The organism is Streptomyces filamentosus (genome assembly GCF_014654895.1).
Taxonomy (GTDB): Bacteria; Actinomycetota; Actinomycetes; order Streptomycetales; family Streptomycetaceae; genus Streptomyces; species Streptomyces filamentosus.
Map to the genome: position 1 here is coordinate 596,204 of NZ_BNBE01000002.1, position 21,500 is coordinate 617,703.

At 72.3% G+C, this 21,500-nt stretch carries 15 protein-coding genes; 1 reads left to right on the top strand and 14 read right to left on the bottom strand.

Annotation, left to right across the window (positions count from 1 at the left end):
- The first annotated feature begins 95 nt into the window (after positions 1-95).
- The gene (locus tag IE326_RS21695; protein ID WP_190042691.1) at positions 96-1,556 is read left to right on the top strand and encodes an endo-1,4-beta-xylanase; all 1,461 of its coding nucleotides are present in this window, start codon (positions 96-98) and stop codon (positions 1,554-1,556) included.
- A gap of 236 nt (positions 1,557-1,792) precedes the next feature.
- On the opposite strand, the gene IE326_RS21700 is transcribed toward IE326_RS21695, so the two are convergent.
- The 14 genes from IE326_RS21700 to IE326_RS21765 all read right to left on the bottom strand — a co-directional run bounded on the left by IE326_RS21700 (position 1,793) and on the right by IE326_RS21765 (position 21,488).
- Positions 1,793-3,052 (bottom strand): FAD-binding protein, encoded by a 1,260-nt coding sequence (locus tag IE326_RS21700; RefSeq protein WP_190042692.1) that lies wholly within the window; start codon positions 3,050-3,052, stop codon positions 1,793-1,795.
- Between the two features lie 126 nt (positions 3,053-3,178).
- Positions 3,179-4,063, bottom strand: coding sequence for a carbohydrate ABC transporter permease (locus IE326_RS21705; RefSeq protein WP_229915554.1), 885 nt, complete (start codon positions 4,061-4,063; stop codon positions 3,179-3,181).
- Positions 4,060-5,022: a carbohydrate ABC transporter permease gene (locus tag IE326_RS21710; RefSeq protein ID WP_190042693.1), complete on the bottom strand. Its 963-nt coding sequence runs from the start codon at positions 5,020-5,022 to the stop codon at positions 4,060-4,062. Before IE326_RS21710 ends, IE326_RS21705 begins: the two co-directional genes overlap by 4 nt.
- Positions 5,019-6,356: an extracellular solute-binding protein gene (locus IE326_RS21715; RefSeq protein ID WP_150226421.1), complete on the bottom strand. Its 1,338-nt coding sequence runs from the start codon at positions 6,354-6,356 to the stop codon at positions 5,019-5,021. The genes IE326_RS21710 and IE326_RS21715 overlap by 4 nt, the downstream gene beginning before the upstream one ends.
- A 94-nt stretch (positions 6,357-6,450) precedes the next feature.
- Positions 6,451-7,980, bottom strand: a complete 1,530-nt coding sequence (gene arfA / locus IE326_RS21720) for an arabinosylfuranosidase ArfA (RefSeq protein WP_190042694.1) — start codon at positions 7,978-7,980, stop codon at positions 6,451-6,453.
- A gap of 297 nt (positions 7,981-8,277) precedes the next feature.
- Positions 8,278-10,830 carry an alpha-L-arabinofuranosidase family protein gene (locus tag IE326_RS21725; RefSeq protein WP_190042695.1) on the bottom strand — a complete coding sequence of 851 codons (2,553 nt, stop codon included), beginning with the start codon at positions 10,828-10,830 and terminating at the stop codon, positions 8,278-8,280.
- Between the two features lie 138 nt (positions 10,831-10,968).
- Positions 10,969-11,682 carry an L-ribulose-5-phosphate 4-epimerase AraD gene (gene araD / locus IE326_RS21730; RefSeq protein WP_229915555.1) on the bottom strand — a complete coding sequence of 238 codons (714 nt, stop codon included), beginning with the start codon at positions 11,680-11,682 and terminating at the stop codon, positions 10,969-10,971.
- A gap of 35 nt (positions 11,683-11,717) precedes the next feature.
- Positions 11,718-13,226: an L-arabinose isomerase gene (gene araA / locus IE326_RS21735; protein ID WP_190042697.1), complete on the bottom strand. Its 1,509-nt coding sequence runs from the start codon at positions 13,224-13,226 to the stop codon at positions 11,718-11,720.
- Between the two features lie 71 nt (positions 13,227-13,297).
- Positions 13,298-15,004, bottom strand: coding sequence for a ribulokinase (araB, locus tag IE326_RS21740; RefSeq protein ID WP_190042698.1), 1,707 nt, complete (start codon positions 15,002-15,004; stop codon positions 13,298-13,300).
- A gap of 357 nt (positions 15,005-15,361) precedes the next feature.
- Complete coding sequence (locus IE326_RS21745; protein ID WP_190042699.1) at positions 15,362-16,408, bottom strand: LacI family DNA-binding transcriptional regulator; 1,047 nt, start codon at positions 16,406-16,408, stop codon at positions 15,362-15,364.
- 241 nt (positions 16,409-16,649) lie between these two features.
- Complete coding sequence (locus IE326_RS21750) at positions 16,650-17,735, bottom strand: aldose epimerase family protein (protein WP_190042700.1); 1,086 nt, start codon at positions 17,733-17,735, stop codon at positions 16,650-16,652.
- An 83-nt stretch (positions 17,736-17,818) separates the two neighbouring features.
- Complete coding sequence (yjfF, locus tag IE326_RS21755; RefSeq protein ID WP_150226428.1) at positions 17,819-18,817, bottom strand: galactofuranose ABC transporter, permease protein YjfF; 999 nt, start codon at positions 18,815-18,817, stop codon at positions 17,819-17,821.
- Positions 18,814-19,929 (bottom strand): ABC transporter permease, encoded by a 1,116-nt coding sequence (locus IE326_RS21760; protein ID WP_150226429.1) that lies wholly within the window; start codon positions 19,927-19,929, stop codon positions 18,814-18,816. The genes yjfF and IE326_RS21760 overlap by 4 nt, the downstream gene beginning before the upstream one ends.
- Positions 19,926-21,488: a sugar ABC transporter ATP-binding protein gene (locus IE326_RS21765; protein ID WP_150226430.1), complete on the bottom strand. Its 1,563-nt coding sequence runs from the start codon at positions 21,486-21,488 to the stop codon at positions 19,926-19,928. The genes IE326_RS21760 and IE326_RS21765 overlap by 4 nt, the downstream gene beginning before the upstream one ends.
- Between the last annotated feature and the right edge of the window lie 12 nt (positions 21,489-21,500).

The window sequence follows — 21,500 nt, forward strand, 5'->3', positions numbered from 1 at the left end:
CGCGCGTCTTTTGTCCATCCGCGATGACGCCTTCGGCGCACATTCCTTACGCCGTCTCCACGTCCTTCCGCGATTCCCGTCCTGGAGGTCCTTCCATGCGCTCATCCGTCCTTCCCCCGTCCGCCGGCCGCCGGAAAGCGGGCGTCCTGTCCGCGGCGCTGGCCGTCGGCGTCCTCGGTTCCGCCGTCGTGCTCGGGGCGCCCTTCACCTCGCACGCCGCCGAGAGCACGCTCGGCAGCGCGGCGAAGCAGAGCGGCCGGTACTTCGGCACCGCCATCGCCTCGGGCCGGCTGGGCGACTCGGCGTACACGACGATCGCCGCCCGCGAGTTCGACTCGGTGACCGCCGAGAACGAGATGAAGATCGACGCCACCGAACCCCAGCAGGGGCGGTTCGACTTCACCGCCGCCGACCGCGTCCACGCCTGGGCGACGCAGAACGGCAAGCAGGTCCGCGGTCACACCCTCGCCTGGCACTCCCAGCAGCCCGGCTGGATGCAGAGCCTCAGCGGCAGCGCGCTGAGGCAGGCGATGAACAACCACATCACCGGCGTGATGACCCACTACAAGGGCAAGGTCCCCCAGTGGGACGTCGTCAACGAGGCCTTCGCCGACGGGACTTCGGGAGCCCGGCGCGACTCCAACCTCCAGCGCAGCGGCAACGACTGGATCGAGGTCGCCTTCCGCACCGCGCGCACCGCCGACCCGGCCGCCAAGCTCTGCTACAACGACTACAACATCGAGAACTGGACCTGGGCGAAGACCCAGGCCGTGTACGCGATGGTCAAGGACTTCAAGCAGCGCGGCGTGCCGATCGACTGCGTCGGCTTCCAGTCGCACTTCAACAACGACAGCCCCTACAACAGCAACTTCCGCACCACCCTCCAGAGTTTCGCCGCCCTCGGCGTCGACGTGGCCGTCACCGAGCTCGACATCCAGGGCGCCTCGTCCACGACGTACGCCGCCGTGACCAACGACTGCCTGGCCGTCTCCCGCTGCCTCGGCATCACCGTGTGGGGCGTGCGCGACACCGACTCGTGGCGGGCGGAGCACACACCGCTGCTGTTCAACGCCGACGGCAGCAAGAAGCCGGCCTACACCTCCGTGCTCAACGCCCTGAACGCCGCCTCCACGAACCCGAACCCGACGCCGACGCCCACCCCGACCCCCTCCCCCGGCGCCGGCCCGATCAAGGGAGTCGCCTCGGGCCGCTGCCTGGACGTGCCCGGAAGCGCGACCGCCGACGGCACCCAGGTCCAGCTGTGGGACTGCAACAACCGCACCAACCAGCAGTGGACCGCCACCGCGTCCGGTGAGCTCAGGGTCTACGGCGACAAGTGCCTGGACGCCGCCGGAACCGGCAACGGCGCCAAGGTCCAGATCTACTCCTGCTGGGGCGGCGACAACCAGAAGTGGCGCCTGAACTCCGACGGGTCCATCGTCGGCGTCCAGTCCGGCCTGTGCCTCGACGCCGTCGCCAACGGCACCGCCAACGGCACCCTCCTCCAGCTCTACACCTGCTGGAACGGCACCAACCAGCGCTGGACCCGAGGCTGACGCCACCCCGCCACACCACCCCGTCACCACATCGCCACGTCACCGCACCACCGCACCGCTCGCGAGGGGGAGCCGGGGCCGCCCCGGCTCCCCCTCCTGCGTTTCAGGCGGAGAGCCGGTTGCCGTAGGGGGCGTCCGGGCCATGCTCGCGGGTGAAGGGGCGGTCCAGGGCCGCTGCGGTCCGGGGCGCCGTCGGCGGGCGGCGGGGCCCGCCCCGGCCGTGTTCCGCGGACGTCTCACCGCGGGAAGCAGCGGGCGACGAAGTCGTTGCGGAACGTGCCCGTGGGGTCGACATCGGCCGTCAGGCGCTCGAAACGGTGGTACCGGGGGTAGAGACCGCGCAGGGTCTCGGGCTCCGTGACGAAGAGCTTGCCCCAGTGCGGCCGGGCCGCGAAGGGGGCGAGGACGTCCTCGATCACGTGCAGGGCCTTCGTCACGGCGGCGGTGTCGGGCAGCCAGGTGAAGTGGAAGGCCACGGAGTCCCGCCGATGGGCCGGACTGAGCCAGTGGCCGTCCGCGGCGACGCTCCGGATCTCCCCCACCTGCAGATGGGGGGCGAAGGCGTTCCGTACGGCGTGCAGGGCGTCGAAGGCCGCGACGGCGTCCGCGCGGGCGACGAAGTACTCCGACTGCAGTTCGTCGCCGCTGCTCGGGGTGTGCTCCAGCCGGAAGTGCGGGAGCCGGAACGGGGACGGGCCCGGCAGCCCCAGCTGCGGGGTGCAGGAGTCGGCCGGCATGCCGGGGACGGGGTGCCTCGGGCCGTCGGCCCGGACGGCACCGAGCCACCGCGACGGCCCGGCCCCGGCCCCCGGGGCGTCCGCGCGCCGCTTGAGCCACACCTGGTCGATCAGCTCCCCCCGCCAGCGGGTGAAGAGGCTGACGCTGTACGCGGCGGACATCACCTCGTCGAAGGCGCCGCGGAGCGCGGTGACGGGCAGGCCCTCGTAGACCCACTGCCGGACGTCGAAGGCCGGCACCAGGTCCAGGGTCAGCGTGGTGACGACGCCGAGGGCGCCGAGGGCGACCACGGAGCCCTCGAAGTCGTCGTCGCCCCGCCGCGTCGTGACGAGGCCGCCGGAGGCCGAGACGTACGTGACGGCCCGTACGGCCGAGGCGAGGGTGCCGTTGCCGTCCCCCGACCCGTGCGTGCCGGTCGCACAGGCACCGGCGAGGGAGATGTGGGGCAGCGAACCGAGGTTGTGCAGGGCGAGCCCGGCCTCGTGGAGGAGGCCGGTGACCTCCCCGAAACGGGTTCCGCCGCTCACGGTGACGGTACGGGCCCGTCTGTCGATGTCGAGCACGCGGGGCAGACGGGCCGTGGACACCAGGTCCCCGGTGGTGTCGGCGATCGCGTTGAAGGAGTGGCCGGTTCCCAGGGCCCGTACGGCACGGGAGCCGGCCACCAGCTCCTGGAGCTCCTCGACCGAGGCGGGGGCCCTGAGGCGTTCCGCGCCGAAGGTGATGTTCCCCGCCCAGTTGGTGGTGGTGTCACTCATGTCCGTCCTCCGCGGAGGGACCCGTGTCCCCCCGTTCGCGCTGTCGAACGTCGTTCATGGTCTCGGTCGATGCGGGCCGGGTGCCGTGGTGCCCCGCCGGACCGCCGGCGGGGCACCGCGACGGACTCACTGGCCGGCCAGACCCGTGTGGGCGATGCCCCGCACGATCTGCCGCTGGAACAGGGCGAAGACGAGCAGCAGGGGAAGGCCCGCGATCACCAGGGAGGCCATGATCTGGGCGTACCGGACTCCGAAGCCGGACTGGACGTTGACCAGCCCCACCGGGAGCGTCATGGCCTGGGGGTCCGTGGTCACGAGGAACGGCCACAGGAAGTTGTTCCACGTGGAGATGAAGGTGAAGATCGCGACCGCCGCGAGGACCGGCCGGGACAGCGGCATGACGATCGTCCAGAAGACCCGCCAGCGCCCGGCGCCGTCGACGAAGGCGGCCTCCTCCAGTTCCCTGGGCACCCCTTCGAAGAACTTCACCAGGATGAACACCATGGCGGGCACGGCGACCTGGGGCAGGATCACTCCCCAGTAGGTGTCCACGAGCCCCATGCGGACCATCTGGGTGAACAGCGGTGCGATGAGGACCTGGGGCGGCACCATGATCCCCGCGAGGACCAGGCCGTACAGGAGCTTGCGTCCCCGGAACGCGGTCCGGGTGAAGCCGTAGGCGGCCATGGCGCACAGGCCGACGGTGAGCAGGGTGGTCAGACCGGAGACGACGAGGGAGTTCACCGTCCACCGCAGCAGGGCGCCCGACTCCCACACCTTGGCGTACGCCTCGAAGGTGATCCGCGAGCCGATCCACTCCAGCGGTGTCCTGGTCGTCTCCCCCTCCGGTTTGAGCGAGGTGGCGACGGCCCAGAGCAGGGGGAGCAGCCAGGCGGCGGCCAGGACGAGCGCCATGGCGAGCAGCGAGAGCCTGCCCGTGGTCCAGCGGGGCCGGCGGCTCTCGGTACGGGACGATCGGACGGTGCGGTCACGGACGGCGGCGAGGCTCACTTGCCGGCCTCCTCTTTGCGCCGGGCCAGCACGGGCTGGACCAGGGAGACGATCAGGACGAGGGCGAAGAAGACGTAGGAGACGGCGGACGCGTAGCCGATCCGGTAGCCGGTGAAGCCCTGCTGGTAGACGTACTGCAGGATCGGCCGGGTGGAGTCGTCGGGGCCGCCGCCGGTCATCAGGTAGACCTGATCGAAGATCTTGAGCGAGGCGAGCACCTGGAGGACGAGCACGAGGCCGGTGGTGCGCCGCAGGAGCGGCAGGGTGATGTGGAGCAGCCGTCGCCACGCGCCGGCGCCGTCCAGCTCGGCCGCCTCGTACAGGTGCTGCGGCACGGCCTGGAGCGCCGCGAGGTAGAGCAGGAAGTTGAACCCGACCGTCCACCACACCGTGGTCAGGACGATGGAGAGCATCGCGTAGCGTTCGTCGCTCAGCCAGCCGATGCCGGGTTCCAGTCCGGCGGAGGCGAGGAGCTGGTCGGCGAGCCCGAATCCCGGCGGGAAGATCATCTGCGCGAACAGCATGCAGACGACGCCGGAGGGCAGCAGGAAGGGCGCGAACCAGCTGATCCGCCAGAGCCACTGCACGACCCGCAGCTGGTGGGCGAGCAGGGCGAGCACGAGTCCGACCAGGACGAGCGGGACGGTGGAGAGGACGGTGAACCAGACGGTGTTCCACAGCGAGGACCACATCTGCGGGTCGGCCAGCGCCTCCGCGTAGTTGTCCAGGCCGATGAACTCCGCCTCGGTGCCGGTGATGTTCTCGCTGGTCAGGCTCATACCGAGGCCGCTTATGAGGGGCCAGACGAGAAAGAGGCCGTAGACGACGAGGAAGGGGGCCACGAAGACGAGGCCGTGCTCGGTCCACTTCCTGCGGGCGGTCCGGGAGCGCGCCGTGACGGCGCCGCGGCCCGTTCCGGAGGCCGAAGGGGCCGGAGCGGCGGGGGTGAGCGTGGTCATGACGCGACTCCGGGAAGGGGGTTGCGGGTGTCGAGGAGGCGCCCGAGCCGGCGCTTCGCCTCGGAGAGCGCCTCGCGGGGGGTGCGGGAGCCGGTGAGCAGCGTCGAGAACACCTCGCCGAGTTCGATCCACATCCGGGAGGCGGAGCCGGCGAACCAGGCCGGTTCGTCGAGCACGACGTCGTCGATCACGTCGCGGTAGGCGGACTGCGGATCGAGCGCGAGGTAGGCGGGGTCCGCGAGGACGGGCCGGTACGCCGGCACGTGGCCGCCCGCCGCCCACTCGACGGAGTTCTTCAGCATCCAGCCGACGAAGGCGCAGGCGGCCCGGTCCGTCCCGGTGTCGCGGCCGCGCTGGTGGGGCAGGACGAAGGCGTGCGAGTCGGCCTGTGCCGTGGCCCGTCCGAACAGCGCGGGGACCCGCGCCATCGAGAAGGGCGTCCCGCCCGTGCGGAAGGTGGTGACCTCCCAGTCGCCGTTGAGGTGGAACGCCGTCCGCCCCTGGTTGAAGATGCCCACGGAGGCGCCGTAGTCGGCGCGGCGCGTCCACAGCCCTTCGTCCACGAGCGAGGCCATGTACTCGAGTACCCGCAGGGCCTTGGCGTCGTCGAGGGCCAGCCCCTTGCCGTCGGGGGTGAGGACGGTGCCGCCGGTCTGGGAGTAGAAGGTGGAGAAGAGGCGCCAGGGGGTGATGCAGTCGGGGCCGAGGGTCTCGGTGACGAGGGCGGCCGCGCCGGTCACCCTCTTGGCGGCGCGCAGGGCCTCGGTGAACTCCGCGGCTCCTCCGATGGGCTTGAGGCGCTTCCCGTCCATCAGGCCGGCCTTGCGGCAGATGTCGGTCTGGTAGTAGAGCACGAGGGGGTGGGTGTCGAGGGGGACGGCGTACTGGCGTCCGTCGATCTGTCCGCGCCGCCACAGGTCCTCGGGGAAGTCCTCCGGGCGGACGCCCGCCTCGGCGAGCAGGTCGGGGTCGAACGGGTCGACGAGCCGTCCGGGACCGAACCCGGCCAGCCGTGCCATGTGGAGCGCGGCGACCTCCGGCGCGCGGCCTCCGGCGCCCGCCATGCCGAGCTTGGTGTAGTAGGGGGCGCCCCACTGGAGGGTGGTGGCCTCCAGTTCGATGTCCGGACGGGCGGCGCGGAAGGCGTCCAGCATCGTCTGCATGTTGACTCCGTCGCCACCGCCGAAGAGGTGCCAGAACCGGATTCTGGTGCGGCCGGACGCGGCGGCCGAGGGCGCGGCGCAGCCCGCGGTCGGTCCGAGGACGCCGGCGGTGGCGAGGGCGCTCAGGGAGCCGGCGAGGACACGGCGCCGGCTGGGGTGGGGTGATCGCATTGCGGCTCGTCTTCCCGGGATGCGGCGGAGGGCGGCTGTCGGCCGCCCTCCGGTGGGGAACCGCCCGAAGGCGGCTTTCCTGCGGGGCGGCCCGTCAGGCCAGGCGGATCATGGTCCAGGACAGCGGTTCGAGCGTGACGCTCAGCGCGGAGCCGGCCAGCACGGCTCCCTCGCCCGGGTGGGGCGTGACGCGGTCCGGCTCGTCGAGGGTGTTGCGGGCGTCCGGGTCCGCGTCGGAGAGGACGGTGTGCTCGACGATCTCGCCGAGGTCCATGCCGCCCAGCGCGACGCGCAGCGGCAGCGGGCGGTCCTGCGAGCGGTTGACGGCGAAGACCGTGACGGCGCCGGTCCGCGGGTCCCGTACCGCGGTGGCCTGGAGCAGCGGCACGTCGCCGTGGACGGCGGTCCGGTACGTGGGCGAGTCGACCCGCACGTCGAGCACCTCTCCGCGGCCGTGGCGCGCGGCCTGGGCGAAGGGGTGGAAGGTGGTCTGCCGCCAGGCCGGGCCGCCGGGCTCGGTCATGATCGGGGCGATCACGTTGACGAGCTGGGCGAGGCAGGCGACCGTGACCCGGTCGGCGTGCCGCAGCAGGGCGATGAGCAGCGAGCCGAAGACGACGGCGTCGGTGACGGAATAGCTGTCCTCCAGGAGGCGGGGGGCCTCCGGCCAGTCGAGCGGGTTCTCGGCGGCCTCCGCCTCGAAGCGGCTCTGGTACCAGACGTTCCACTCGTCGAAGGAGAGGTTGATCTTCTTCTTGGACTTCAGCCGGGCTCCGATGTGGTCGCAGGTGGCGACCACGTTCTCGATGAACGACTCCATGTCCACGGCGGAGGCGAGGAAGGAGTCGCGGTCGCCGTCCTTCTCCTCGTAGTAGGCGTGCAGGGAGATGTGATCGACGAGGTCGTACGTCTCCTCCAGGACCTTCGCCTCCCAGGCCGCGAAGGTGGGCATGGCCTGGCTCGAGGAGCCGCAGGCGACGAGTTCGAGGCCCGGGTCCATCTGGCGCATGGCGCGCGCGGTCTCGGCCGCCAGCCGGCCGTACTCCTCCGCCGTCTTGTGGCCGGTCTGCCACGGGCCGTCCATCTCGTTGCCGAGGCACCACAGGCGGATGCCGAACGGCTCCTTGTCGCCGTGGGCGACCCGCAGGTCGGAGAGGGCGGTCCCGCCGGGGTGGTTGGCGTACTCCTGCAGTTCGAGGGCCTCGGCCACGCCCCGGGTGCCGAGGTTCACGGCCATCATGGGCTCGGCCTCGGGGCCGACCTTCTTCAGGAACGCCATGAACTCGCTGAGCCCGAAGCGGTTGGTCTCGGTGGAACGCCAGGCCAGGTCGAGACGGCGGGGCCGGTCCTCGACGGGGCCGACGGAGTCCTCCCACCGGTATCCGGAGACGAAGTTGCCTCCCGGGTAGCGGATGGCCGTGACGCCGAGTTCGCGGACGAGGTCGAGGACGTCGGTGCGCAGGCCCGCCTCGTCCGCCGAGGGATGGCCGGGCTCGAAGACACCGGTGTAGACGCAGCGGCCGAGGTGCTCGACGAACGAGCCGAAGAGACGCGGGTTCACCTCACCGACGGTGAACGCCGGGTCGAGGGTGAACCGGGCGACGTGGTCAGGGGTGGGGGTCATGACTTCCTTTCGTGGGGCAGGGGTGCGGGGAGCCGGGCGGTCGCCGCCAGCGGGCGGGCACCGGCCTGCCGTCGCGGCCGGGCAGGCGAGGGCCGCGGCACCGACGTCCAGAAGTGCAGCCGTCCAACGGCGGACTGGGCGCCCGGCATCCATGGGAAAGCTCCTTCGACGACCCGGCGGAAGAGGCGCGTTCGACATGGCGAACGGCTTCCGTGCGTGCGAGCGGTGGAACGGGACGGCCCGCGGCCGGAGAGGACGGTCGCCCTATCCGGCGGCGCGCCGCGCCGCCGGTTTCTCCTACCTGCTCCTGATTCGCAGGAAGGTGACCGAGTGGGCGGGGAAGGTGTGGGTGAAGGTCCGCCCGATGCCCTTCAGCGTCGACTCTCGCGGCTGGACGGGGTGGGCGTCGGCGCTGTTCACCGCGTCCGGAGCGCCTTCGAGGGTGGTCAGCCGGGCCGTCGGGGCGACCGCGGAGGTGCCGAGGTCGATGCTCGTACGGGCCGCGGCGGCCTGGGCGTTGACGACCTTGACGATCAGATCGTCCTTGTCCCTGGTCACCACCTGACGGAAGGGCTCGGCGGCCTTGTCGTCGGTGAACGAACCCCACTTCTGCCCGTCGAGGTAGAGGGTGACCTGCCGGCCCCGCACCTGGACGCGGATGTCGTAGGTGCGGCCCGTCTCGATGGTGGCGGGGTTGTCCAGCAGGGTCTGCTTGCCCCCGTCGACGGCCTTCTCGACGGCGGAGCGGGTGTTGCCCCAGCCTCCGAGGTTCCACCAGTAGTGGTTTCCGGTGTCGCGGACGCCGAAGGCGACCAGGAACCCTTCCTTGCCGGACTTCTTCGTGGCCTTGACCTTCAGGTCGTAGTCCTGCCAGCCCGGGTCGCCGGCGGTGACCAGGGTGTCCTCGGCGGCCTCGTCGGTCTGGACGTACGCCCCGTCCTGGACGGTCCAGGTGCCGCGTCCGGCCGCCGGCGTCCACCTGGAGGCCCCGGCGGAGAAGTCGTCCTCCAGGAGGGTGGTGCCGTCCGCCGCGGTGACCTCGACGTCGTCGTAGGCGGCGCTGGTGGCCCAGGTCGACAGGCCGACCGCGCCGGTGATCGGGCCGGAGACGGACGGGGTGGTGGAGGCGCGGCTCGGCACGACCCGGTCGCCGGTGTTGTTCATGAAGAGCTTCTGGACCTCGTAGCTGGTGGAGCCCCAGGAGCGGTCGTTGTCGAACCAGATCATGTCGGGCCGCCACTGGTTCTTGTCCACGTCGGCGAGCAGCGGAGCGTACGAGGCGAGCTTGACGACGTCGGCGTTGCGCTCCAGGCCGGTCATGAACGCCGCCTCGGACAGGGCGTTGGCGAAGCGGTTGTCGCGGGAGGCGTACTCGCCGAGGAAGACCTCGGGGCCGTTGCGGTCGTAGGAGTCGTAGCGGTCGTTGTTCTCCAGGAACCACTGCGGGGCGTTGTAGTAGTGCTCGTCGACCATGTCGACGCCCGCCTGGCGGTTGAGGTCCCACAGCCGTTCGAAGGTGGCGCCGTCGGGGGCGGGGCCGGAGTTGGAGACGACCTTGACCTCGGGGTGCCGGGCCGCGATCGCCTTGCGGAACTCGGTGAAGCGCGCGAAGAAGGCGTCGGGCAGGTTCTCCTCGTTGCCCACGGCCAGGTGGGTCAGGCCGAAGGGCTTGGGGTGGCCCATCTCGGCGCGCTTGCGGCCCCAGGTGGAGGTGACGGGGCCGTTGGCGAACTCGATGAGGTCCAGGGTGTCCTGGACGTGCCGCTTGAGCAGGGCCGGGTCGTCGGTGGCCCGGTTCTCCCCGCAGCCGTTGACCAGGGCGGGCACGACGGGCAGCGGCATCGCGCCGATGTCCTCGGCGAACTGGAAGTACTCGTAGTAGCCGAGGCCGTAGCTCTGGTGGTAGCCCCAGAAGTTGGCGTTGACGGCCCGCTGTTCGACCGGGCCGATCGTGTCCTTCCACTGGTAGGAGCGGCGGCGTTCCCAGTCCGGGGCCTCGTAGGCGTCGTGGCTGCCGGTGTTGACCAGGCAGCCGCCCGGGAAGCGCAGGAAGCCGGGGTCGAGGGCGGCGATCTTCTCGGCGAGGTCCTTGCGCAGCCCGTTCGCGCGGCCCTTGTAGGTGTCCCGGGGGAAGAGCGAGACCATGTCGAGACGGAGGGTCCCGGAGCCGGCGGCCGTCACCGCGAGCCGTCCCGCCGTGGTGGTCGTCTTGGGGACGAGCGTGCCGGTGTACTTGGTCCACCGGTCGCCGCGCACGGTGACGCCCAGCGGCGCGGTCAGGACGGTGCCGTCGGAGGTGCGCAGTTCGGCCGCGAGGCGGGTGCCGGCCGCGTTGTCCGTGCGCGCCCAGACCGAGAAGTCGTACCGCCTGCCCTCCTTGAGCGCCATGCCCGCGCCGTAGCCGCTGTTGACGATTCCGAAGCGGCCGGCGGTGCCGCCCGTGCCGGCGAGGTCGACGCGCAGGTGGTTGCGGTTGCGCTCGTTCAGCCGCTCGGCGTCGTCGACGACCGCGAGGGAGCCGGTGGCACCGCCGGACGCGGTCTGCTGCCAGGCGGTCAGCGGGGTGTAGGAGCGGTTGTCGACCGGGCTGAACTCGAAGGAGCGGTTCTGTACGAGCTCGGCGTAGAGACCGCCGTCGGCCGCGTTGTTGATGTCCTCGAAGAAGACGCCGTACATGGTGGGGTCGATCGCCGGTCCCGTGCCGGCGGCGTCGACGGAGAGGGTGTAGTCGGTGACGGCGGGGTCCGCCGCCGCCGGGGTCTGGGTGAGGAGGCCGGCCGCCAGTGAGGTGGCGAGCAGACCGCCGGTGACGGCACCGGCCTTTCTGGTGGTGCGGTTGCGTGGACGCAAGGCGGCTCTCCTTGAGGTGAACGGTGCTGGGCGTCGTGCTCTCGGCACGCGGCACGGGACGGAGGCCCGGCGGTCGTCGGCGCTCGGGCTCCCGTGGCCCGCGGGGCGGTGGGCGGCACCGCGGCCGCACCCTCGCGGTCAGGCGGAGGGCGCGTTGCCGTAGTAGGCGTCCGGGCCGTGCTTGCGGGTGAAGTGGCGGTCCAGGAGGTGCTGCGGGGGGTCGGCCGGACCCAGGGCGAGGGTGTGAAGGGCCATCTCGGCCACCGCCTCGCAGATGACGGCGTGTTCCAGGGACTTGGTGGCGGTGGCACCCCAGGTGAAGGGGCCGTGGTGGGCGACGAGGGCGCCGGGGACCTCCCGGGCCCGGACGTCGTCGCGGCCGAGGAGGTCCACGATGACCTGGCCGGTGTTGTACTCGTAGTCCCTGGCGCACTGTTCGGGGGTGAGGACCGCGGTGACGGGGACGGGGCCGTTGAAGGTGTCCGCGTGGGTCGTGCCGAGGACGGGTATCGGGCGCCGGGCCTGGGCGAAGGCGACGGCGTGGGTGGAGTGGGTGTGGGTGACGCCCCCGATCGAGGGGAAGGCGAGGTAGAGGCTGCGGTGCGTCTCCGTGTCGGTGGACGGGCGCAGCCGGCCCTCCACGACGCTGCCGTCGGCCAGCGAGACGACGACCAGGTCCTCTGCGGTCAGGGCGTCGTAGTCCACGCCCGAGGGCTTGATGACGAAGACTCCGGCCTCCCGGTCGACGCCGCTCACGTTGCCCCAGGTGAGGGTGGCGAGCCCGGCGCGGGGGATGCGGAGGTTGGCCTCCAGCACCTCGCGGCGCAGTTCCTCGGAGACGACGCTGCTCACGGAGGGCTCCCTCCTCGCGGGGGCGGTGGACGCGGTCACAGGCTCTGCGCCAGACGGTGGTACGCCTGGTTCCAGCGCAGCTCGCGGGTGAACCGCCGGACGGTGGTGTCCTCGTCGATGACGGCGAGTTCGGTCCGCAGCATCTCGGCGAGGTCGTCGAGTTCCTCGCCGACCAACGCGGTGGTCAGGACGGTGTGGTGCGGGGCTCCGGCCGTCAGCCACGCCTCGGTGGAGGTACGGAGGTCGGGCCGGGGCCGCCAGACGGCGCGGGCGACGGGGAGCGCGGGCAGCGGCTCGGGCGGGGCGACGACGTCGATGCGGTTGGCGACGAGGCGGAACCGGTCGCCCATGTCGGCGAGTCCGACGACGACGGCCGGGCCGGGGTCGGCGTCGAAGACGAGGCGGACCGGGTCCTCCCGTCCGCCGATGCCCAGCGGGTGGATCTCGCAGGAGGGCCTGGCCGTCGTGATCGAGGGGCAGACCTCCAGCATGTGGGCGCCGAGGATGAGCTCCTGACCGGGCGTCAGGTCGTAGGTGTAGTCCTCCATGAAGGAGGTGCCGCCGGGCAGCCCGTGGGACATGGCCTTGAGCGTGCGCAGCAGGGTGGAGGTCTTCCAGTCCCCTTCGCCGCCGAAGCCGTAGCCGTCGGCCATCAGGCGCTGCACGGCGAGGCCGGGCAGCTGGCGCAGGCCGCCGAGGTCCTCGAAGTTGGTGGTGAAGGCGCGGAAGCCGCCTTCGGTGAGGAAGGCGCGCAGGCCGGCCTCGATGCGGGCGGCGTAGCGCAGGGAGTCGTGGCGCTCGCCGCCGGGCCGCAGCTCGGGGGCGAGGGCGTAGAGGTCCTGGTACTCCTTGACGAGGGAGGTGACGGTGGACTCGTCCGCGGCGTCGACGGCGGCGACGAGGTCGTTGACGCCGTAGGTGTTGACGGAGACGCCGAACCGGAGCTGGGCCTCGACCTTGTCGCCCTCGGTGACGGCGACGTCGCGCATGTTGTCGCCGAAGCGGGCGAGCTTGAGGGTGGTGAGTTCGGCGCGTCCGGTGGCGGCGCGGGCCCAGCCGGCGATGCGGTCGACGACGTCGGGGGTGGAGACGTGGCCGGCCACGGTCTTGCGCGGGACGCCGAGGCGGGTCTGGACGAAGCCGAACTCGCGGTCGCCGTGGGCGGCCTGGTTCAGGTTCATGAAGTCCATGTCGATGGTGGACCAGGGCAGTGCGCGGTTGGCCTGGGTGTGCAGGTGCAGCAGCGGCTTGGCGAGGGCGTCGAGACCGGCGATCCACATCTTGGCCGGGGAGAAGGTGTGCATCCAGGCGATCAGGCCGACGCAGCGGTCGTCGGCGTTGGCCTCCAGACACGTCCTGCGGATGGCGGCGGCGTCGGTGAGGACCGGCTTCCACACCAGGCGGACGGTCATCCGGGGCTGGCCGGCGAGGGTGTCGCAGATGGAGCGGGACTGGTCGGCGACCTGGGCCAGGGTGTCGTCACCGTACAGGCCCTGGCTGCCGGTGAGGAACCAGATCTCGCGGTCGGGCTGGGCGAGCGTCATGTCGGGTGTGCTCCTCGGAGGTGCGGACGGGGAAGTCGGGCGGTCGGGAGGGGGGGGGAAGGGGTCGTCTGTCAGGCGTCGGCGGCGAGGCGTGCCGTGTTGCGGATGCGGCGCAGGCGGTGCAGGAGGAGGTCCGGGCCGGTGCCGAAGTGCTCGTGCAGGGCGCGGTACTCGCCGAAGAGCTCGTCGTAGGCGTCCGCACGCGCGGGGTCGGGCAGGTACGCGTGGCGCCGGACGCTTCCCATGACGGCGGCGGCGGTACGGACGTCGGGGTGGGCGCCCGCGGCGACGGCGGCGTGGATGGCCGAGCCGAGCGCCGGGCCCTGCTCGGAGGTGCCGAGGGAGACGGGGCGGCGGAGCACGTCGGCGTAGATCTGCATGAGCAGCGCGTTCTTCTTCAGGCCGCCGGTGACGATGAACTCCTCGACGGGGACGCCGCCCTCCTCGAAGGTCTCGACGATCGTCCGGGTGCCGTAGGCGGTGGATTCGAGCAGGGCCCGGTAGACGTCCTCCGGGCGGGTGTCGAGGGTGAGGCCGGCGACGACGCCGGAGAGGTGGTGGTCGACCAGGGGGGAACGGTTGCCGTTCATCCAGTCCAGGGCGACCAGGCCGTGCGCGCCGACGGGCTGCCCGGCGGCCTTGCGGGTCAGGAGCTCGTGCAGGTCCTCGCCCGCCGCCTCCGCCTCGGCCCGGTAGTGCTCGGGGACGCCCTGGCGGAGCCACCAGGCGAAGATGTCGCCGACGGCGCTCTGGCCGGCCTCGTAGCCGTAGGAGCCCTCGACGATGCCGCCGTCGACGACCCCGCAGATGCCGGGGACCTCGGCGAGGGCGGCGCCGTTGAGGACGTGGCAGGTGGAGGTGCCCATAATGGCGAGCATCCGGCCGTTCTCGACGGCGCCCGCCGCGGGCGCGGCCACGTGGGCGTCGACGTTGCCGGCGGCGACCGCGATGCCCTCGGGCAGGCCCGTCCAGCGCGCCGCCCCGGCGCTCAGTCCGCCGACACGGGAACCCAGGGGGGACAGCGGGTGTTCCAGGCGCGTGGCGGGGAAGTCGGCGAAGTCCGGGTGGAGTCCGGCGAGGAAGGCGGGCGACGGGTAGGCGCCGTCCTGGTGGATGCCCTTGTAGCCGGCGGTGCAGGTGTTGCGGGACTCGGCGCCGGTCAGCTGCCAGACGATCCAGTCGGCCGCCTCGATCCAGCGGGCGCAGGCGGCGTAGACGGCCGGGTCCTCCTCCAGGACCTGGAGGGCCTTGGCGTACTGCCATTCGGAGGAGATCTTGCCGCCGTACCGTGCGATCCACTTCTCGCCTCGGGCGTGGGCGAGGGCGTTGATGCGGTCGGCCTGCTCCTGGGCCGCGTGGTGCTTCCACAGTTTGGGCCAGGCGTGCGGGCGGTCGGCCCACTCGGGCGTCAGGGCGAGCGGGGTGCCGTCCGGGGTCGTCGGCAGGACCGTGCAGGCGGTGAAGTCGGTGGCGATGCCGATGACACGGACCGGGTCGGTCCCGGCGTCGGCGAGCGCCGCGGGGACGGCGGTGCGCAGGACGTCGCGCCAGTCCTCGGGGTGCTGGAGGGCCCAGTCGGGGGGCAGGGGGGCGCCGGTGGAGGGCAGGCGGTCCTCGATGACCGCGTGGCGGTACTCGTGGACCGCCGAGCCGAGTTCGGCGCCGTCCCGGACCCTGACCACGACGGCGCGCCCCGAGAGGGTGCCGAAGTCGACTCCGATGGTGCACGCCTCGGGGTGGTGCCGGGCCGCGGGATCGGGGAGGGGGTGTGGGGTCACGATGCGGTCTCTCTCGTCAGAGGCTGGGACGGGGTGAGGGCGGAGGCGGGGTGAGGGGGGCGGAGGAGGTGCGGACCGAGGGGGAGCACCCTGATTGTTAACGCTCACAATTGAGGAGAACAAGAGGCGCGGGCAGTTCTGTCGGAGCATTCGCGAGAAATCGGGGGCTCCAAGTGAGCGCTCACCCGGATGCCCGGAGCAGGGCGGCGGAGGAGGACGGCGTACGTCCGCGCACGCCGAAGGGCCGGCGCACGGACCGGCCGGAGACCCTGGGGACTCCGGAGACCCCGGGCCCCGGAGAACGAGGTGGCGGCGGGGGGACGGCGACGGCCGGGCGCGGCGGGGCCGTCCGCCGCGTCAGCCCTCGCCGGAGGGGCGCGTGCTCGCGCGCATGATCAGCTGTGGCTCCACCAGCAGGTGCTCGGCCTTCCGGGCGCGCCCCTCGATGTGGTCCACCAGGAGTCCGATGCTGCGGCGCCCGATGGCGGCGAAGTCCTGGCGGACCGTCGTCAGGGGCGGCGGGAAGTACTCGGCCTCCGGGATGTCGTCGAAGCCGGCGACGGCCACCTGCGCGGGGGTGCGGATCCCGCCCTCGCGCAGCGCCCGCAGGACGCCGAGGGCCATCTGGTCGTTGGCGACGAAGACGGCCGTGACCGGCGTCTCCCCGCGGCGGGCCAGGGCGAGTCCCGCGAGCTCCTGGCCCGCCCGGTACCCGGACAGCGGGCTCCAGTCGCCCGTCAGCACGCGGGGCGGCCGGACGCCGTTCTCCTCCAGGACGGCGCGCCAGCCCGCCGTACGGGCCTCGCTCTCCAGCCAGTCCTCCGGGCCCGCCACGTGCCACACGGTCCCGTGCCCGGCGGCGAGCAGGTGCTCCGTGACCATGCGGGCGCCGAGCTCCTGGTCGAGGGAGACGCCGGGCAGGTCCAGCCGGTGTCCGCCCTCCACCGTGACCACGGGGAAGGGCGCGTCCAGCTCGGCGAGCGCCTGCACGTGCGAGCGCTGCGGGGTGATGGCGACGACGCCCTCCACGCCCCAGGCCGCGAGGTGGTCGATGGCGTCCTTGAGCCCCTGCCCCGAGCCCGAGCGCAGGCTGACGGTCGAGACGAGGTACCCCTCCTCCCGCGCCGCCTCCTCCAGGCCGGTGAGGGTGCTGGCGGGGCCGTACAGGGCGGTGTTGACGGCGATGACGCCCAGGGTCCGCGTCCGGCGCGTCACCAGGGCGCGCGCGGCGGAGTTGCGGCGGTAGCCCAGCCGCTCGATGGCCCGGGTGACCGTCTCCCGGGTGGCCGCGCGCACGTTGGGGTGGTCGCTCAGCACCCGGGAGACGGTCTGGTGGGAGACCCCCGCCTCTCGTGCGACGTCGGCCATCGTCGGCGGGCGGACGTCTTCCGCGGGCTGCGCCACGTTCGCCTCCCTTCTCCCTGCTTGCGGCTGCTTGTCGATGCGAGAAAAACCTTAGCGCTTCTTGTATCACGCGTTTGTGAGCGCTAACAATCCAGCTCGGCCGGGGCGTCGGCACCCCTGGTGGCCCGACCGGAACGGCGCCGTTCCGGTGGTGCGCGGGGCGGGCGTCCGGCGCCGCTCCGCGCGGCGGCCGTGCCCGCGGTCCCCCGCCGGCGGGGACGGCCGTCGTGTCCGTGCGCGGTCAGTCGCGCGTGCCGAACCGCAGGACCGTTCTCGACCGGTACTCGTCGCCGGGGCGCAGCACGGTGGACGGGTCGTCGGGGCGGTTCGGGGAGTCGGGGAAGTGCTGGGTCTCCAGGGCGACGCCGGCGCTCGCCCGGTAGGGCGTGCCGCTCTTGCCGAGGACGGATCCGTCGAACTGGCCCCCGGTGTAGACCTGGAGCCCGGGCTCGGTGGTCAGCACCTCCAGACGGCGGCCGGTGGCGGGGGCGTACAGGACGGCGGCCCGGCGCGGTGCCTCGCCGTCGCGCGCGTGCAGGACGAAGTTGTGGTCGTATCCGCCGTCCGCGCCGGGGCGGGCCAGGGCCTCGGCGATGCCGAGCGGGCGGCGGAGGTCGAACGCGGTGCCGGTCACGGGGCGGTGGCCCCCGGTGGGGATCAGGTCCTCGTCGACGGGCGTGTAGCGGTCGGCGTCGACGGTCAGTTCGTGGCCGAGGACGTCGCCGGCCGCCTCGCCCTCCAGGTTGAAGTAGGCGTGGTTGGTCAGGTTGACCGGGGTGGGGGCGTCGGTGAACGCCGAGTAGGAGAAGGTGAGTTCCTTGTCGCGGCCGATGAGGACGCCGACGGTGACGTGGAGGTCGCCCGGGAAGCCCTGGTCGCCGTCGGGGCTGCGGAGGTGCAGGAGGACGCCGGTCAGGGCGGGGGTGTGGACGCTCTCGGCCTCCCAGAGCCGGGTGTCGAAGCCGTCGGTCCCGCCGTGCAGGCTGTGGCCGTCGTCCTGGGTGGTCAGCCGGTACGTCTCGCCGTCCAGGGAGAACCGGCCGCGGGCGATGCGGTTGGCGTAGCGGCCGACGGTGGAGCCGAAGTACCGGGCGGTGTCGGCGGTGCGGGCCGGGTCGCGCGGGGCGAGGACGACGTCGGCCGGGATGCCGTGCCGGTCCGGTGCCCACAGGGCGTGGAGGCGGGCGCCGAGGGTGTGCACCTCCGCCGTGAGGCCGCCGGGGAAGCCGAAGATCCAGCGTTCCCCGGGACCGGTGGCGGGGAGGCGGAGCGGCGGACCGCCGGTGAAGGAGGGCGGGGTGGAGGACCGGCGGGTGGACGGGTTCATGGGGGTTCCTTCGCGGGAGTGCGGCACGGCCGGGGAGGGGCGCGAGGCCCCGCTTCCCCGGCCGTGGTCGTTCTGGTGGTCGGTCAGTGCTCTGTCCGGGATCCGCCGAAGAGCCGCTGGAGGAGGATGAAGACGAACAGCAGCCCGCCGATGACGATGCGCGTCCACCAGGAGCTGAGCGTGCCCTGGAAGCTGATGATCGTCTGGATCAGGCCGAGGACCGTCACGCCGAGCGCGGTGCCCAGGACGAAACCGGAACCGCCGGTCAGCAGCGTCCCGCCGATCACCGCGGCCGCGATGGCGTCGAGTTCCATGCCGACGGCGTGGAGGGCGTAGCCGGACAGCATGTAGAAGGTCAGCAGCAGGCCGCCGAGGGCGGAGCACAGGCCGCTCACGGCGTACACCATGACCTTGGTGCGTCCCACGGGCAGGCCCATGAGGCGGGCGGAGGACTCGTTGCCGCCGAGGGCGTAGACGGTACGGCCGAAGCGGGTGTGGTGGAGGACGACGAAGGCGAGCGCCAGGACGACCAGGGCGATGACCACGGCGGGCGAGACGAACAGGCCGCCGGGCAGCAGCACCCGGGTCTGGGCGATCGTCGTGGTTGTCGGGTCCGTGATCGAGATGGACTCGGTGCTGATCATGTAGCAGAGGCCGCGGGCGAGGAACATGCCCGCGAGGGTGACGATGAAGGGCTGGATCTCGAAGGCGTGGATCACCCACCCCATGAGGGCGCCGCCGCCCGCTCCCACCAGCAGGACCACCGGCACCGCCGCGGCGAGCGGGAGGCCGTTCTGCTCGACGAGCCAGGCGGTCAGCATGGTCGACAGGGCCACCATGGAGCCGACCGAGAGGTCGATGCCGCCGGTGAGGATGACGAAGGTCGTGCCGATCGCCACGACGAGCAGGAAGCCGTTGTCGATGAGGACGTTGAGCAGGACCTGCGCGGAGAAGAAGCCTTCGTACTGCAAGGAGCCGACCGAGAACATCGCGACCAGGAGCGTGGCCGTCACCATGAGCGGCAGGCGGGCGGCGTGGCGCGCGGAGAAGCGCTGGAGCGGCTTGGTGAGGGTGGTGCTCACGAGTGGACCTCCTGCCGGCGGGCCGCCGGGTCGCCGGCCGCGGGGGCCGGGTCGGGGGCGGCCGGGCGGCGACGGCGTGAGAGTCGCGCGCGGAACACGGGCGACTGGGCGAGGCAGACGACGATGACGACCAGGGCCTTGAAGACGAGGGTGGTCTCCGGCGGTACGCCGAGGGTGTAGATCGTGGTGGAGAGGGTCTGGATGACGAGGGCGCCCAGGACGGTGCCGCCGAGGGAGAAGCGGCCGCCGGTGAGGGCGGTGCCGCCGATGACCACGGCGAGGATCGCGTCGAGTTCGATCCACAGGCCCGCGTTGTTGCCGTCGGCGCTGGAGACGTTGGAGCTGATCATCAGGCCGGCCACCGCGGCGCACACGGCGCTCACCACGTAGACCATGACGAGGAGTCCGGCCGCCCGGATGCCGACGAGCCGGCTCGCGACCGGGTTGCCGCCCACCGATTCGACGAGCATGCCGAGCGCGGTGCGCCGGGTGACGAGGGAGGTGACGGCGACGAGGACCGCGGCGAGGAGGACGGCGAAGGGGAGGGTGAGCCAGTAGCCGCCGCCGATCATCTTGTAGGCGCTGCTGGACACGCTGATGATCTGGCCGTCGGTGATCAGCTGGGCCACGCCGCGCCCGGCGACCATGAGGACCAGGGTGGCGACGATGGGCTGGACGCCGAGCCGGGCGACGAGGAAGCCGTTGAGGAGGCCGATCGCGGCGGCCACGCCGACCGCGAGCGCGATCGCGGTCAGGACGGTGGAGAGGCTTCCGGGGTCCTTCGCGGTGGCGATGTGCTCGCACGCGAGGGCTCCGGCGATGGCGACCGTCGAGCCGACCGAGAGGTCGATGCCCCGGGTGGCGATGACCAGCGTCATCCCGAGGGACACCAGGATCAGGGGGGCGCCGAACTGGAGGATGTCGATCAGGCTGCCGTAGAGGTGTCCGTTCTGGACGCGTACGGCGAAGAAGTCGTGGGTGAGCGCGAGGTTCCCCAGCAGCAGCACGGCCAGCACGGCGGCGGGCCAGAACAGCCGGTGCTCGGTGAGCCGCCGCGCGCCGCGCGTCCGGGCCGGACGCCCCCCGGCGCCGGTGTCGTCAAGTGGTGTCATGAGGTGGCTCCGGTGGCGATGGCGCCCAGGATCCGGTCGGGCGTCAGGGTCGTGTCGTTGGGGAGGGTGGCGACGAGCCGGTGGTCGCGCAGCACGCCGACCCGGTGGCTCAGCCGCAGTACCTCCTCCAGCTCGGCGGAGATGAAGAGGACCGCGGTGCCCTCCGCGGCCAGGCGGGTGACGAGTCGCTGGATCTCCGTCTTGGCACCGATGTCGATGCCCCGGGTGGGCTCGTCCAGGATCAGCAGCTCGGGGTCGGTGAGCAGCCAGCGGGCGAGGAGCACCTTCTGCTGGTTGCCTCCGCTGAGGTTGCGGACCTGGGCCTCGGGGGCGGCCGGGCGGATGTCGAGGGTCTCGATCCAGCGGGCGGCGATCTCGTCCTGCCGGGCTCGGGAGAGGGGCCTGGTCCAGCCGCGCGCGGCCTGGAGGGCGAGCACGATGTTCTCGCGGACCGTGAGTTCGCCGATCAGGCCCTCCGCCTTGCGGTTCTCCGAGCAGAAGGCGATCTTGTGGGCGATGGCGGCGCGGGGGGAGCGCAGGGCGGCGCGTTCGCCGTGGATCCGCAGTTCGCCGCCGTCGGCGTGGTCGGCGCCGAAGAGCAGGCGGGCGGCCTCGGTCCGTCCGGATCCGAGGAGTCCGGCCAGGCCGATCACCTCGCCGCGGTGGATGTCCAGGTCGTACGGCTGGATGGAGCCGGTCCGGGCGAGCCCGCGGGCGCTGAGGAAGGGCGTCTCCGCGGACTCGGGGGTGGCGGCGGTGCCGGTGTGGGAGGTCTCGGCCAGCTCGTCGAGGGTGTTCAGTTCGCTGCCGACCATGCGGTGGACCAGGGTGACGGGGGTCAGTTCGTCGATCCGGTACTCGCCTTCGAGGCGGCCGTTGCGCAGGACGGTCACCCGGTCGCACAGGTCGAAGACCTGGTCGAGGAAGTGGGTGACGAAGAGGATCGCGACGCCCCGGTCGCGGAGCCGGCGGACCAGGGCGAAGAGCTGGGCGACCTCGTCGCGGTCGAGGCTGGAGGTGGGTTCGTCGAGGACGAGCACCTTCGCCCGGACGTCCACGGCGCGGACGATCGCGACGAGTTGCTGGACGGCGAGGGAGTGGGCGCTCAGCGGCCGGCGGACGTCGAGGTCGAGTTCCAGTTCGGTGATGAGCTGCGCGGCGCGGCGATGGAGGGCCGACCAGTGGACGAGACCGAAGCGCCGCGGTTCACGGCCGACGAGGATGTTCTCGGCGACGGAGAGGTTGGGGCACAGGTTCACCTCCTGGTAGACCGTGCTGATTCCGGCGTGCTGGGCTTCCAGGGGTTCGGCGAACCGGCGGGGGGTGCCGTCGACGGTGACCGTTCCCGCGTCGGGCGGGTGGACCCCGGTGAGCACCTTGATGAGGGTCGACTTGCCCGCGCCGTTCTCGCCCATCAGCGCGTGGACCTCGCCGGGGAAGAGGCGGAGGTCCACGCCGTCGAGGGCGAGGACGCCGGGGAACGCCTTGCGGACGCCGCGGGCCTCCAGGACCGGACGGCCGGCGGGGGTGGGTGTGCGGGGGGTGGGTGGGGCTGTCATCCGCCCTCCTCT